General features: G+C 67.2%; 15 protein-coding genes. 11 read left to right on the top strand and 4 right to left on the bottom strand.

From position 1 onward, the window contains the following. Positions 1 to 14: 14 nt before the first annotated feature. The 3 genes from IPI67_18105 to IPI67_18095 form a co-directional block, all read right to left on the bottom strand. Positions 15 to 758: a 1-acyl-sn-glycerol-3-phosphate acyltransferase gene (locus tag IPI67_18105; GenBank protein ID MBK7582106.1), complete on the bottom strand. Its 744-nt coding sequence runs from the start codon at positions 756 to 758 to the stop codon at positions 15 to 17. A gap of 230 nt (positions 759 to 988) precedes the next feature. Further along, positions 989 to 1,489, bottom strand: a complete 501-nt coding sequence (locus IPI67_18100) for a TerB family tellurite resistance protein (GenBank protein MBK7582105.1) — start codon at positions 1,487 to 1,489, stop codon at positions 989 to 991. Positions 1,490 to 1,498: 9 nt separating this feature from the next. Beyond that, positions 1,499 to 2,248, bottom strand: a complete 750-nt coding sequence (locus tag IPI67_18095) for a HAMP domain-containing protein (protein ID MBK7582104.1) — start codon at positions 2,246 to 2,248, stop codon at positions 1,499 to 1,501. Positions 2,249 to 2,395: 147 nt separating this feature from the next. On the opposite strand from IPI67_18095, the gene IPI67_18090 reads away from it, so the two are divergent. Continuing rightward, positions 2,396 to 4,471 carry a PAS domain-containing protein gene (locus IPI67_18090; GenBank protein MBK7582103.1) on the top strand — a complete coding sequence of 692 codons (2,076 nt, stop codon included), beginning with the start codon at positions 2,396 to 2,398 and terminating at the stop codon, positions 4,469 to 4,471. A gap of 51 nt (positions 4,472 to 4,522) precedes the next feature. Here the strand turns inward: IPI67_18090 and IPI67_18085 are convergent, their stop codons facing one another. Beyond that, complete coding sequence (locus IPI67_18085; protein MBK7582102.1) at positions 4,523 to 5,008, bottom strand: hypothetical protein; 486 nt, start codon at positions 5,006 to 5,008, stop codon at positions 4,523 to 4,525. Positions 5,009 to 5,066: 58 nt separating this feature from the next. Here IPI67_18085 and IPI67_18080 point away from each other — a divergent pair, with 58 nt between their 5' ends. The 10 genes from IPI67_18080 to IPI67_18035 all read left to right on the top strand — a co-directional run bounded on the left by IPI67_18080 (position 5,067) and on the right by IPI67_18035 (position 11,778). Beyond that, positions 5,067 to 5,639 carry a Uma2 family endonuclease gene (locus IPI67_18080; GenBank protein ID MBK7582101.1) on the top strand — a complete coding sequence of 191 codons (573 nt, stop codon included), beginning with the start codon at positions 5,067 to 5,069 and terminating at the stop codon, positions 5,637 to 5,639. A gap of 468 nt (positions 5,640 to 6,107) precedes the next feature. Beyond that, the gene (locus IPI67_18075) at positions 6,108 to 6,689 is read left to right on the top strand and encodes a hypothetical protein (GenBank protein ID MBK7582100.1); all 582 of its coding nucleotides are present in this window, start codon (positions 6,108 to 6,110) and stop codon (positions 6,687 to 6,689) included. Between the two features lie 138 nt (positions 6,690 to 6,827). Next, entirely contained in the window at positions 6,828 to 7,553 is a 726-nt protein-coding gene (locus IPI67_18070) for a hypothetical protein (protein ID MBK7582099.1), read from the top strand. A gap of 53 nt (positions 7,554 to 7,606) precedes the next feature. Next, complete coding sequence (locus IPI67_18065; protein MBK7582098.1) at positions 7,607 to 7,843, top strand: hypothetical protein; 237 nt, start codon at positions 7,607 to 7,609, stop codon at positions 7,841 to 7,843. A 187-nt stretch (positions 7,844 to 8,030) separates the two neighbouring features. Then, complete coding sequence (locus IPI67_18060) at positions 8,031 to 8,519, top strand: hypothetical protein (protein MBK7582097.1); 489 nt, start codon at positions 8,031 to 8,033, stop codon at positions 8,517 to 8,519. Positions 8,520 to 8,548: 29 nt separating this feature from the next. Further along, positions 8,549 to 10,093: a DUF3987 domain-containing protein gene (locus IPI67_18055; GenBank protein MBK7582096.1), complete on the top strand. Its 1,545-nt coding sequence runs from the start codon at positions 8,549 to 8,551 to the stop codon at positions 10,091 to 10,093. Further along, positions 10,090 to 10,437, top strand: a complete 348-nt coding sequence (locus IPI67_18050) for a helix-turn-helix domain-containing protein (protein MBK7582095.1) — start codon at positions 10,090 to 10,092, stop codon at positions 10,435 to 10,437. The genes IPI67_18055 and IPI67_18050 overlap by 4 nt, the downstream gene beginning before the upstream one ends. A gap of 154 nt (positions 10,438 to 10,591) precedes the next feature. Continuing rightward, on the top strand, positions 10,592 to 11,098 hold the full coding sequence (locus tag IPI67_18045) for a hypothetical protein (GenBank protein ID MBK7582094.1): 507 nt from the start codon (positions 10,592 to 10,594) through the stop codon (positions 11,096 to 11,098). Then, entirely contained in the window at positions 11,095 to 11,310 is a 216-nt protein-coding gene (locus IPI67_18040; protein ID MBK7582093.1) for a hypothetical protein, read from the top strand. The genes IPI67_18045 and IPI67_18040 overlap by 4 nt, the downstream gene beginning before the upstream one ends. A gap of 141 nt (positions 11,311 to 11,451) precedes the next feature. Then, complete coding sequence (locus IPI67_18035; GenBank protein ID MBK7582092.1) at positions 11,452 to 11,778, top strand: hypothetical protein; 327 nt, start codon at positions 11,452 to 11,454, stop codon at positions 11,776 to 11,778. Positions 11,779 to 12,440 lie beyond the last annotated feature (662 nt).

Here is a 12,440-nt window from a genome sequence, read left to right as displayed (position 1 = left end):
GCGCGGGGCCCGGACTACTCCGGCTGCATGTGCTCGGGCAGCGCCCGCAGAAACGGCGCGCGCAGGGCCTGGATGTGCTCGTCGATGCGGTCCTCGCTCCAGTCTTCCGTGGAGATGGGCGGCAGGAACACGATCTTGACCGGGTTGGGCCGGAGCAGCAGCGTCGAGCGAGTCCAGACGTTCTCCAGACCCGTGGTGACCATCGGCACGATCGGCAGGCGGGTCTCGAGGGCCATGTGCACGATGCCCTTCTTGAACGGCTGCAGTCGCCCCGTACGCGAGCGGGTTCCCTCGGGCAAGATGCAGAGATGGAGCCCGTTGTCCCGGATGAACTTTGCGCTCTTCCGCAGCGCGGCCTTGGCGCGATCGGTGCGACTGCGATCGACGAAGACGTGCCCCGCGAGCCACCAGGCCTGCCCGTAGAATGGGTAGTAGAACACCTCCTTCTTGGCGACGCCGACGGTGCCGCGGGGGGTCAACCAGATGGTGGTGAAGGCGTCGAGCAAGGAGGTGTGATTGCAGGCGTAGATCGCGGGTTGACTGGCGCTCAGGTTCTCGAGGCCCTCGACGGTGACCGGACACCCGGTGCACGCCATGACCGCGCGACCGATGAGCACACCGAAGGCGTTGGTCACGTAGATGCGCCCCACGCGCCACGGCAAGAGCAGTACCAGCACCGGGGTCATCGTGCCGACGAGCGCACCCACGGCAGCGAGGCCAATGCCGATGCGGGCGAGACTCTTGATGCGAAGCAGCATCGCGCGCGGGACGCTAGCCCATTTCTTCCTGATCTGGTGGGTCGTTCTCGGTCCCGGGCGCGTGTGGTCGCCCCCTAGAACACCGAGCAGCTTGCGCTGTTCGTGTTCTAGGACCTTTACGTTGGGGCTGCGCCCCAAACCCCCGGCCTTCGGCCGTGCGCGCTCCGCGCGCGAGCGCCGAACACCTTGCAAGTCCCGGAAAACAAACGACGTTCAACCTGTTCGGCGCTCTAGCGCAGGTGCTCGGGCAAGAGCGACTGCCGCGTGCTGGTGGGGCCAGCCGTGTCGGTGTGTTTCTCGACCTCGAGCACGAGCTCCGCGACGCGCGGGGGCGGTACCTCCGCCGCCTCGGCGATACGATCGATGACGCTGCGCTCGGCGGCGGAGAGCCCCTCGCTGGCGAAGGCGATGGCGAGCGCGACCCGCAGCCCGGGCTCGGCGGCGTCGCAGTCCCGCAAGATCGCGCCGACCCAGCGTGCCCGCGCTTCGGCCCCGGCGACCCCGATCACCTCGACGCTGGCGCTGATGAGTGCGTCGACGACCTCTGGAGTGACCTTCGTCTCGAGCAACGTCTGGAACACCTCGGACAAGAGCGCGTGTTCCGAGGCGTCGACGTCGCCGTCCGCGCTGGCAACCAGCACTCCGAGGTCGATGACCGGGGTCGGGTTGTACCCGCCGAGCTCGAACGCGGCGCACAGCTCCTCGATGGCTGGATCGATGATCTTACGCATGCTGCCTCCTCAAGCCACCTGCGGGGGTGGGGGTGGAATGGAGGTGCTGCGACGCCTCTCGAGGCCCAGTACCATCTGGGCGCGCAACGCGAGCAGACCGTCCACGACCTCCGGAGCGGCGCGGGTCTCTTCGGCTCGGCGCAGGGTCGCATCGAGGGTTGCGATCCGCGCGTGCTGCATGGCCCGGAGCGAGTACGTCATTTGCAGGAAGGTCTCGAACAGATCTTCCAGCTCGTCACCACGCCGCAGGCGTTCGTCCACCACCAGGCGGCCCGTGCTCACGCGCCGCAGCAGGCGTTTCAGCTTCGAGACAGGGCCGACGATGCGGTGGGTGATCACGATGCCCATGAGGGTGAGCACGACCAGCAGCGAGAGCGCCGAGCCGCCGAGCAACAGCTTCAGGCTCTGGCGGTCGTTGCGGATGTCGTCTTGCAACCGGCGCACGTCCGCGAGGTTCTTCTCCTGTCGTGCGTCGACCTCCCCGAGCGACTCGTTCAGCGCCGACGCGAGCGCGGCGTTGTCGGGCTGAGCCATCTCGACCGCGCCGCGCGCGAGCACGTTGTTGGCCTCCGACTCCTTGAAGGCCTTCTCGGCCTGGGTCACGGCGATCTGCGCGGTGGCGGACGTGCGGGCGGCCATGCGGGCGAGCAGCGCGCCGAGGGCGGCCATCACCACGAAGACGACGACGACGAGGTACGCCGTCCACTTCAACTGAAAGCGAGCGTCGATCAGACGGAGCTTGGCTCGGCGTGCTGCCATCGGAGAAAACTACCAGTGAAGCGCTCCTCGGAACATCGAGTTCTGGGCGCCGCTCGCGCTGGTCGGGTGGCGCTAGACCTCGTCCGCGCAGGGGGGCAGAATGGCTTCGGAGGAGGGGGGCTCCGGCACGAGCTGGGGCGTGCAGCGATGACGAACGACGACGGGCACGGGGGGCGCGGCGACGAGGGCGAGACGCGGCTGGCCGCCGAGCTTGCGGGCGCCCGGGCCGAGCTCGCGGAGCTGAAGCGAACCATCGAGAGCTTGGAGGAACGAAACCTGGCGTTGCAGGGCGTGGTCGACGACGCTTCGCCTGGGCCGGACGCGGCGGGCAGGGCGGGCCTGGACGACCTGCTGGAGGGTTGTCAGATCATCGGCTTCGACTGGCGTTTCCTGTATCTCAACGACTCCGCCGCGGCACAGGGGCGCATTCCGAGGGAGAAGTTCCTCGGCCGTACGATGCAAGAGGTGCTTCCCGGCGTCGAACGCACCGAGATGTTCGGAGTGCTCGAGCGATGCATGAAGGAGCGACGCTCGTTATTCTTCGAGAACGAATTCTTGTACGCGGATGGCTCCTCGGGTTGGTTCGAACTGAGGGTCCGACCGCACCAGGACGGCATCTTTCTGCTCTCCATCGACATCACCGAGCGCAAGCGGGCGGAGCGCGAGTTGATGGATTCGAAGGCTTTCGTCGAGGCCATCGTGGAGAACGTGCCGCTGATGATCTTCCTCAAAGACGCAAAGGACCTGACGTTCGTTCTGTTCAATCGCGCGGGCGAAGAGCTGCTGGGTCACAATCGCGAGGTGTTCCTCGGCAAGAACGACGCGGACTTCTTTCCGGCCGAGCAAGCGGCCTCTTTTACCGCCACGGACCGCGCGGTGCTGGAGGGAAAGTTCGGCACGCTGGACATCCCCGAGGAGACCGTCCTGACGGCCACGCAGGAGCAACGGCTGCTTCATACCCGGAAGGTCTGCATTCGGGGAGCCGATGGCACGCCGAAGTACTTGCTGGGGATCTCCGAGGACATCACCCTGCGCAAACGGGCCGAGGAGGAGAGGGCTGCGCTCGAAGCCCAGCTTTTTCAGGCCCAGAAGATGGATTCGGTGGGCCGGTTGGCGGGCGGTGTGGCGCACGATTTCAACAACATGCTCGGGGTGATCCTGGGGCACACGGAGATGGCAATGGAAGTGGTCGCCCCTGGCTCGCCGTTGCATGCCGATCTGGAGGAAATCCGCAAAGCCGCGCGTCGTTCGGCCGACCTCACCCGACAGCTGCTGGGCTTTGCCCGGCGGCAGACGGTCACCCCGAGGGTGCTGGATCTGAACGACACCGTGGCCAGCATCCTCACGATGCTTGGGCGGCTCATCGGGGAGCACATTCGCCTCGCCTGGCTGCCCTGCGAGGGACTCTGGCCACTCGAGGTGGACCCGTCTCAGATCGATCAAGTCCTGACCAACCTGTGTGTCAACGCTCGGGATGCGATCTCCGGCGTTGGCAAACTCACGATCGAGACCCGCAACGTCACGCTCGACGAACGCGAATCGGCCGCACACCTCGGCTCCGTCCCGGGCGACTACGTCCGGCTCTCCATCAGCGACGACGGCTGCGGCATGGACGAAGAGACGCAAGCCAAGCTCTTCGAGCCCTTCTTCACGACCAAGGAGCTGGGCAGCGGCACCGGGCTGGGGCTGGCGACGGTCTACGGCATCGTCAAACAGAACGACGGTTTCATCGAGGTCCACAGCGAGCTGGGCAGGGGCTCTACCTTCAACATCTTCCTGCCTCGGTACGAGGGCAGCGTCCTGGCGGTCCGAATGAACGCGCCGGCGGAGCCGTCCCTGCGCGGCCGCGAGACCATCCTGCTCGTGGAAGACGAGGAGGCGCTCCTCGGCATGACCCGGACCATGCTCGAGAAGTCGGGTTACGTCGTGCTGACCGCCAGCACTGCCGGGGAAGCCGTCCGTTTGGCCGAGGCGCACGCCGGAGAGATCCACCTGCTTTTGACCGACGTGATCATGCCCGAGATGAACGGGCGGGATCTGGCCAAGGCGCTCGTCGGCCAGCGCCCGCGGCTCGCCTGCCTGTTCATGTCCGGGTACACGGCCGACGTCATCGCCGGCACCGGCGGGCCGGATGAAGACGTGAACTTCATTCCGAAGCCGTTCACCATCCAGGCTCTCTGCGCCAAGGTGCGGCAAGCGCTGGACGGCAACCGGACCCGGTGAACGCACGGCTGATCGGAGCCGGAGATGAAGCGGTCGCTAGAACATCGTGTTTCAGAACTCGAACCCGTCACTGCGCGTCGGCGGCGGAGGCGCGGCGGCTGCGGGCGGGACGTACCGGGAAACGGAGCCGTAGTACGTAGCGATGCTGTCGAATTCGAGAAAGAGGCCCGGTACGCCAACCGCCACCGCGGCGACGCCCGCCAACTGCGCGTCGACACAGCCCGCCCTCCCTGGATGGTCGCAGTTGGAGCTGCTCACGCCTGCCGCGATGCCGGTGCCCAAGGCCGCTGCCAACAGGATCCCGCCCACGACCATCTCTGTGCGTCCGGGGTGCGTGACGTCGTCCACGTCGTTCCTGCGCACGAGGCGCTCATGGCCTTCGCTCTCGACCCACACCGCGTCCGCATCGCTGCGGGAAATTTTCCCTCTGACCTCTCGCCCGTCGCGGAGCCTCAACGTGGCCGAGCTCGAGCAGCCCGAGCTGCAGGCGGCGAACACCAGGTACGTTGCGACGCGACGCCCCCACTCCCGCTGCACACCTGCATGTTACATTGGGCGGGGCCACGCGGTGGGCTGCCTGTGGTAGGCTTTCGACATGGCCGAAGCTGCGAAGCGGCGTGCGACCTACGCCGACGTGCTCGCAGCACCCGCCGGGATGATCGCTGAGATCATCGACGGTGAGCTACGACTTTCCCCGAGACCGGCCTTGCGGCACAGCGCCGTGTCCTCTGCACTGGGCGAGGAGCTCGGGCCGCCGTTCAAGAGAGGGCGGGGCGGCCCCGGTGGATGGATCATCCTCGACGAGCCCGAGCTGCACCTGGCGTCGGACATCCTGGTGCCGGACCTTGCGGGCTGGCAGAGAGAGCGGCTGCCGGTGCTTCCAGACGAGCCCTACCTCACTCTCGCACCGGATTGGGCATGCGAGGTGCTGTCGCCATCGACGGAGAAGATCGACCGCGCCGACAAGCTCGGCATCTATGCGCGCGAGGGGGTTCGCCATGTCTGGCTCGTGAACCCGATCCAGCGTTTGCTGGAGGTTCTGCGACTGGGCGACGGCCAGTGGGTGCGCGCCGCGGCATTCCGCGACGACGCCCGAGTGCGGGCGGAGCCCTTCGACGCCATCGAGCTCGATCTCGGCGTACTTTGGGCGGACGTCGCGTCGGGGTGATTCCCAGAACGCCCGCCGAGAAAACGTTCGACGTGCTCACCCAAATCCGCGGAGATGAAAAATGGCGTCCCCAACGGGATTCGAACGCCCGGGGACGCCCACTACCACCGCGGAATCCGCCGAAAGCCACATCGAAGAGCGGACGCCGCACGTGGTGGACGATGGTTCCAAGTTGGCGACCGTTGGCGACCCGGGACGATTGGGGACGATTGCCGACACCGTCGAAGCTGCCCTTGCTGATGCGCTCGTGAAGGCGACCGCTGCGGGTGCCTGGGATGCTGTCGCCCAGCTCGCCCGGGAGCTTCAGGTACGACGGGAGGGCGGGGCGGGGGTGGTGCGCCTCGACGCCGCCCGAGCGCGGAGGAAAGGCTAGCGGGTCGGGCTCGTGCTCCTGATCGCCACCGGGGTCGGTAGTAGGCAGCGGCGCGGGGTCGACGCCTCGCGCGGCGCCGCGTAGCATCCGCCGTCATGCGTGGCGGAGCTGTAGTTCTCGTTGGGCTGTTGGCTGGGTGTCCGCCGCCGGAGCCGCAGGCGCCAGAGCCGGAGCCCGAGGAAGTGACAGCGCCCAGCGGTGGGAAGGGCTTCGTGGTGGAGTGCTTGGCGAACGCCGACTGCGTCCGGCAGGCCAGCGCGCGGTGCGAGCTCGGGTACGAGTTGAACCCCCTCGGCGAGACCGGCAAGAAGACGACCACCAAGAGCAAGGCCACGGCGGTCGCGGTGACCGACAACATCGCAATTGCGGGAGGGAAGTCCGAGACCGAGGAGAGTTCGACGAAGCAATACCTCGTGGAGTGCAAGACCGAACGCGGCACCCTGAACGCTCCATGCCAGTCTGACGGCGACTGCACGCGCCTCCGGGTCGCTCTCATCGAAAACGGGCTGAAGGACATGGAGACGTGCGCCCCCGACCTGGACGGCGTGAAGCGCTGCACGTTCCCCTGCGAGGCGAAGGACGACGAGGAGACCTCGAAGCGGCTGGCGGATATCTGCGGGAAGCTCTCCCGCCGGTGCGTCGACACCAGCAAGGAGCACCCGCCGACGTGCCACTGACGCGGGCGCCCTCCCGGCTGGGACAGGCAAAGTCCGACGGTGGAGCCACCATTACTAGACGCCGAGCGGATTCGGCGTAGGACAAGAGAAAGCCCCGCACGGTTGGCGCCGCCGGGGCATGACGGAAGGTGCAGTTCCGTGCCGCCGAAGATAGCACCGAAGCAAAAGACGTCATCGGGTTCGACGTCCGCCGACAACATGCCCGCCGACTGGTGGCGCGCCTTGCGCGCGGCTGAGACCAAGGAACTTCGGCAGCGCCTGGATCCAAGAGACATTCCCGAAATTCTCAAGCGCATCTTCACGCTTGGCGAGCGCGCTGTGTACGCGAACGCGGATTCGGCGCGACAACCGGGCCTGGAGTTGATCACGCGACTCGCGTACGAGCTGAGCCACCTCCCGGTGGGCGGGGAGCACGTCGATGGGAAACCCACAGCGCGTCGTCGAAGGGGCGACCTTAGAGAGCGCCACGCCAGCGCCCTCGCCCAGGTGGCTGGCACGCAAGAGTACGCGGACTTGGCGCTTCTGGTTGAATCCGCCCTCGATGATGCCGCGATGCTTGGGGACAACGCCGGGGCAGTTGGATTTATCCGCTGTCGTCTTCGCCCTTTTTTTCGCGACGTCACCCTGGCTGATGATGCTGTGCTCTGCAACGCCATCGAGTGCTTCCGCAAGCCAAGGCACAGCAAGCGAGGGCCCCGGCCTCGCGGCGGGGAGACTTCAACAGCCGAGGACCGTGCCGAAGTCATCAATTCTGTGTTGATGAAGTTGGGGCTTGAGCAGCGAGAACCAAGGGACATCGAACGGCTGTTGGTTGGTCGGAGAGCGCAGCGCCACAGGCGAGTCAAAGACCTCAGCGCCAAGTAATTCCGATTGCGCCATCGGAGATTCGGTCGCCGCGCTGCCGCAAGCTGTCTCCCGTGGCTATCACCCTTCCAGCACAACGCCGCGCCGTTTCCCCCGAGGCGGCACGACAGGTCCAAGAACTGCTCCGACGCTACGCGGTAGCCCGGGTGGCGGCTCGACTCGGGTTCTCGCGGTATGCACTGCTTGCCGCTGGCGCCGGCCGAGACTTGCGGGCTGACATCGCGGACAGCCTGGAGTCGGCGCTGTCTGCCGCGCAGGTGGCAGCGGAAAGCGGCGAGGCGAAGCCGTGATGGCGGACGGGTTCGATATTTCCGCGGCGCTGTCCACGGCGACCCCAGAACGGCTCTGCTCTGATCTCCGAAACGAGCTGTTCCGCGTCGTGCATCGACGCGAGGACGCCGAGGCGTTCGCCCAAACCCTCCTGGCCGCTATGGTCGCGGGGTACATCGACATCGTACTCGGCCGGCGAGGGCACCGATGAACGCCCACGAGTTGCGCGCCCTGCTCCGTGAGGAGGTGCTCGGCTACATCCCAGACCCGGGCGTGAACCCCCCGCCGCATGACCGCGAGGCGGAAGAAATCGTGGCCAGCACCGTGCTCTGCGGCAACGCGAGCCCCGCCGGGCTCGACGTAGAAGCCGAGGATTTCTTTCTCCCGCTGCCTCGCCTGGTCTTCGGAGCTGCCGCTGCACTGGAGGAACGTGGCCATCCGGTTGACGCGTACGCGATCGCGGAAGCACTGGCCGTCCATGACGTGCGCGGCCCGGTGCCCGAGCTGCTGCTCGAGTTGAGGGACTTGGTCCCCCTGGCGCTGGGCCGGAACCTGCGGCTCTACGCGGAGCAGGTGCGTCAGTGCGCGCAGGTCCGCCGTCTACTCGAAAGCCTCGCATCCGTCTCTCACGCCCTCCGCTGCAACAGCATCTCAGCCGACGACGCGAAGGCCCGACTCCGCGAGGTGGCGCAGTGAGCCTCTTTCACGATGCCGCCAGGTCAGCCGTGCGGCTGGCCGACAAGCGCGCCGAACTCGATGGGTGGGAGCAGCCAGTTCCCCTGGGCTCCGGCAGCCCGCCACCCTTTCCGGTATCGGCCTTGCCGCCCACGCTACGCGCGTGGGTTCAGGCCGAGGCCACTGCGACGCAGACGCCGCCGGACCTCGCCGCAGCTATGGCGCTCGCCTCCCTCGCCGCCGCCGCATCAAAGCGCTTTGAGGTGGAGGTGCTACCAGGCTGGCGCGAGCCTCTGAACCTGTACTGCGCCGTCTCCCTGCCGCCTGGCAACCGGAAGTCTGCCGTGGTGCGTGATGCCACCGCGCCACTGCTCGGCTTCGAGCACGAGGAGGCCGAGCGTCTGCGCGCTTCGGTCGATGCCGCAAGACATAAGCTCGATATTCGGCGCGAAGCACACAAGAGGGCGATGAAACGCGCAGCCGGCTCCGACGACCCGGCCGAGATGCAGGAGGCCATCGAGCTTGGCGTGCAGCTGGACGAAACGGAGCTGCCAGTGGTGCCCCGCCTGGTAGCCGACGACGTGACGCCGGAACAGCTCACGGCGCTCATGGCCGCGCACGGCGGGCGCATGGCGATCATCTCCGCCGAGGGCGGCATCTTCGAGATCATCGCGGGGCGCTACTCGGACAGTCCGAACCTCGAGGTGTTCTTGAAAGGCCATTGTGGCGACGACCTGCGCGTGGATCGGGTGGGGCGAGCGCCGAGCCACATCCCTGCGCCTGCGCTGACCCTGGGCCTCGCCGTTCAGCCGGAGGTGGTGTCAGGGCTCGCGAGCAAGCCGACCTTCCGAGGCCGGGGGCTCCTCGCCCGCGTGCTCTTCTTCATGCCCGAGAGCATGGTGGGGCATCGGCTCTTCGATGTTCCGCAGGTGCCGGACGGGGTCCTGGACGACTACCGCGAGCTCTTCCGCAGTCTCCTCCGTGTCCCCTTGGACCGGGAGGGACCGAAGCGCATGACGGCGGCCCACGGCGCGGTTTCGGAGCTTCGCGCGTTCGCCGACGACATCGAAGCGAAGATGGCGCCGGGCGGGTCGCTCGCCCCGATGGCCGACTGGGCCAGCAAGGCGGTAGGGGCGACTGCTCGTCTCGCCGGGCTGTTTCACCTCGCCGGGCCTACCGCGGGGACTTCCGAGTGTTCTGAGCGTTCTGAGATAGGCGTGGAGACCATGAGGTCCGCCATCGTGGTCGGGCGGTACCTCCTGGCACATGCCGCCGCCGCCTTCGCCGTGATGGGCGCGGATAGCGCTACGGCGGGGGCGCAGCATCTGCTCGCCTGGGTCCAGAGCAAAGACACCCGACAGTTCACCAAGAGGGAGGCGCACCAGGCAAACCGGGCGATGTTTCAGCGTGCAGCCGACCTCGACCCCATGCTCGCGCTGCTCGAGGCTCATGGGTTCCTCTTTCGCCGGCCTGATGTCCCGACCCACGGGGGCAGGCCCAGGGGACCGTCGTACACGGTCAACCCCTCCGCCCTAGCTCAAAAGCCTCAGAAGCCTCAAAACCCGGTGTCCGCTCCGGAGGGGTCGCGAGTATGAGCGGCCTTGTGGTCATCGAGGCCGCCGACCTGGAGAAGCGCATCGAAGCCGCCGTCACCCGGGCGCTCCGACTGCATGCGGCACCGCAGGCTGGCGACTGGTGCGACGCCAAGACCTCGCCGCTGGGGTCGCCCTGGACCTTCCGCCGGCTGGCAAAGCAGGGCGCTTTCCCGACCTTCAAGCAGGGCCGCAAGCTCATCGCCCGGCGCGCCGACGTGGAGCGGTACATCATCGACCAGCGCATCGAGCTCGATCACGAGCAGCACCCGCAGAGCGATCCCGTCGACCCCGTGGAGCGGCTCATCGCCGCCGGGAAGCTGCGCGTCGTGGGGGGCGGTCGGTGAGCGCAAGCCCGCGAAAGCGCGTCAGCGCTGGTGCCAATCGTCTCGGGCCAATCGTCTCAGGGTGGTGTCGCACGGGTGCAAGTACACGCGTTGACTTGCGAATCGCACGAATCCCCAACGGGTGTGGCACCCGATGCCCTGCGGAGGCCCGCTGATGGCGCGCAACCCCACGCAACAGATCGCGGAACCGCCCGACCCACGCGACCGGGCGCAGGAGCTGCTCCTGCTCGGGCTCAGCATCCCGGAGGTGGCGCGCGAGCTGGGCATCGCGCGCTCCACATGCTGGCGCTGGACGCGTTCGCCAGACTTCGCTGCCCGGTATCGCATCGCCGCCCAGAAACGCGTTAGCGCGGCAGCGGAGCGCCTCGACGACGCCGCCGAAAGCGCCATCACCGTACTGGCCGAGTTGGCCGACGACGACGCGCAGCCGGCCGCCATCCGTGTACGCGCTGCCTCCGCGCTGCTCGGGCACGCCAGCTTCGCGAGGCGAGAAGACCCACGAGCCCCACGCCAGGAGCTGCCGCCAGATTTCGTGGAGCTGCTCGCGGCGCGCCTCGCTGCCGACGACGCCGGCATGCTCGAGCGATTCTTGGCCGCCCTGGTTAGAGACACCAGCGCGCGGCCGAAGCTACTGGCCGCACTGAATGAAGGAACACAATGACGAACGAAACGACAGACCTCGCCGTGGGCTACCTGCGCTCCTGGGCTCGCGCTCAGACCCTCACTTTGGAGGCGATGCGGAACCCCTTGGCTCGTGAGCTGGTGCGCCGCGCCTTGGCAGAGCATGACCGCACCGGCAGCTTCGCCGAGACGATGGCTAACGCCCGCGAGGTGCTGTCCGAAGGGCTGACCGAGGAGCGCGAGCCGGCGTGAGCGTAGTGAGCCCGCAATCACTGGGAACGTGCAAGGAACGATGCCACAAGCGGAACCGGCCACCCGGGACGGCCGAGCAGTACCTGCGACGAGACGAGCTACGATTGCGGCGATCGCGCCATTCGCCTAGCCTGCGCGCAAATGCTTGTCCTCCACAGGCTGCCGTTTGGAATTGCGGTGCTGCTTGCTGGGTGCTGCGGCGCACGCGCTTCTGGCAAGCAGTACATCACACCCAATGGCACGACGGCCTACGTGAAGTGCCGTTCGGACATAGAACTCTGCCACGAGCACGCAAGGTTGCTGTGCGGTTCTCGGGACTACGAGATACTCAGCCAGTCAGAGGAACTCGGCGGGGCCTGCTCCCCGTCGTGGGGGTTCCTCAACACCTGGTACAAGATGAATATCGCCTGCCGAGCGCCGCGCGCGCGCCCGCGACCGCCGGAGCCGCAGGAAGAGGACCTGGACTAGAACGCATCGGGGCTACAGCTCGCGTCAGCCGGGGCACCGTTGGGCCGGTCTGCAAGAGTTCGAGTTCGAAGAGCATCTTCATGGGCGAGCGCCGGCCGCTACGACAACTGGGTTGCGTAATTCCTACGCGTCTCCGCGCTCTTACGCGTGACCCCTTTCCATCGCAGCGAATCGGTCCCATCCTGAGACGAAAGCGCCCCCGCGACGCGTCAACGTCCGGGGGCATGGCCCGAACCTGAACGAGAGGCACGAGCAATGCAGAACCTAACGCACGTCACCGGAGGCCGCCATGGCGCGTAAGGCGACCGGCACCGTGATGTACAGGCCCGCACGACCGGGAGAGCAGATCGGACACTGGCGCATCCGCGTGACTTGCCCCGATGGCTCACGCCCCTGGATTGACCTCGACCCCTCGCCCAAGTCGAAGCAGTCGGAGGCCAAAGCACGCGAGGCCGCCGGTCACTACAGCGAGGTATTCCGTCAGCGTGGCATCGTCGCAGTAGCGCAGCGCCAAGCGCCCGCACCGACCGCGGCAGCCCCGGGAGAGACCGTTGCGGAGTACGTGGTGCGATGGTTCGCCGAACGGCAACGCGCTGGCCTTACCAGTGTTTCGACCGACACCGGGCGCATCACCACGCACGTGCTCCCTGTCATCGGCCCCC

Source organism: Myxococcales bacterium (genome assembly GCA_016706225.1).
GTDB lineage: Bacteria > Myxococcota_A > Polyangia > Polyangiales > Polyangiaceae > JADJKB01.
The sequence above is the reverse complement of the archived record's forward strand: the minus strand, read 5'-3'. Positions and strand labels throughout refer to the sequence as shown.

Coding starts and splice junctions, on each gene's coding strand:
- IPI67_18105 (MBK7582106.1), bottom strand. CDS start 758: ATGCTGCTTCGCATCAAGAGTCTCGCCCGCATCGGCATTGGCCTCGCT.
- IPI67_18100 (MBK7582105.1), bottom strand. CDS start 1,489: ATGCGTAAGATCATCGATCCAGCCATCGAGGAGCTGTGCGCCGCGTTC.
- IPI67_18095 (MBK7582104.1), bottom strand. CDS start 2,248: ATGGCAGCACGCCGAGCCAAGCTCCGTCTGATCGACGCTCGCTTTCAG.
- IPI67_18090 (MBK7582103.1), top strand. CDS start 2,396: ATGACGAACGACGACGGGCACGGGGGGCGCGGCGACGAGGGCGAGACG.
- IPI67_18080 (MBK7582101.1), top strand. CDS start 5,067: ATGGCCGAAGCTGCGAAGCGGCGTGCGACCTACGCCGACGTGCTCGCA.
- IPI67_18075 (MBK7582100.1), top strand. CDS start 6,108: ATGCGTGGCGGAGCTGTAGTTCTCGTTGGGCTGTTGGCTGGGTGTCCG.
- IPI67_18060 (MBK7582097.1), top strand. CDS start 8,031: ATGAACGCCCACGAGTTGCGCGCCCTGCTCCGTGAGGAGGTGCTCGGC.
- IPI67_18050 (MBK7582095.1), top strand. CDS start 10,090: ATGAGCGGCCTTGTGGTCATCGAGGCCGCCGACCTGGAGAAGCGCATC.
- IPI67_18045 (MBK7582094.1), top strand. CDS start 10,592: ATGGCGCGCAACCCCACGCAACAGATCGCGGAACCGCCCGACCCACGC.
- IPI67_18040 (MBK7582093.1), top strand. CDS start 11,095: ATGACGAACGAAACGACAGACCTCGCCGTGGGCTACCTGCGCTCCTGG.
- IPI67_18035 (MBK7582092.1), top strand. CDS start 11,452: ATGCTTGTCCTCCACAGGCTGCCGTTTGGAATTGCGGTGCTGCTTGCT.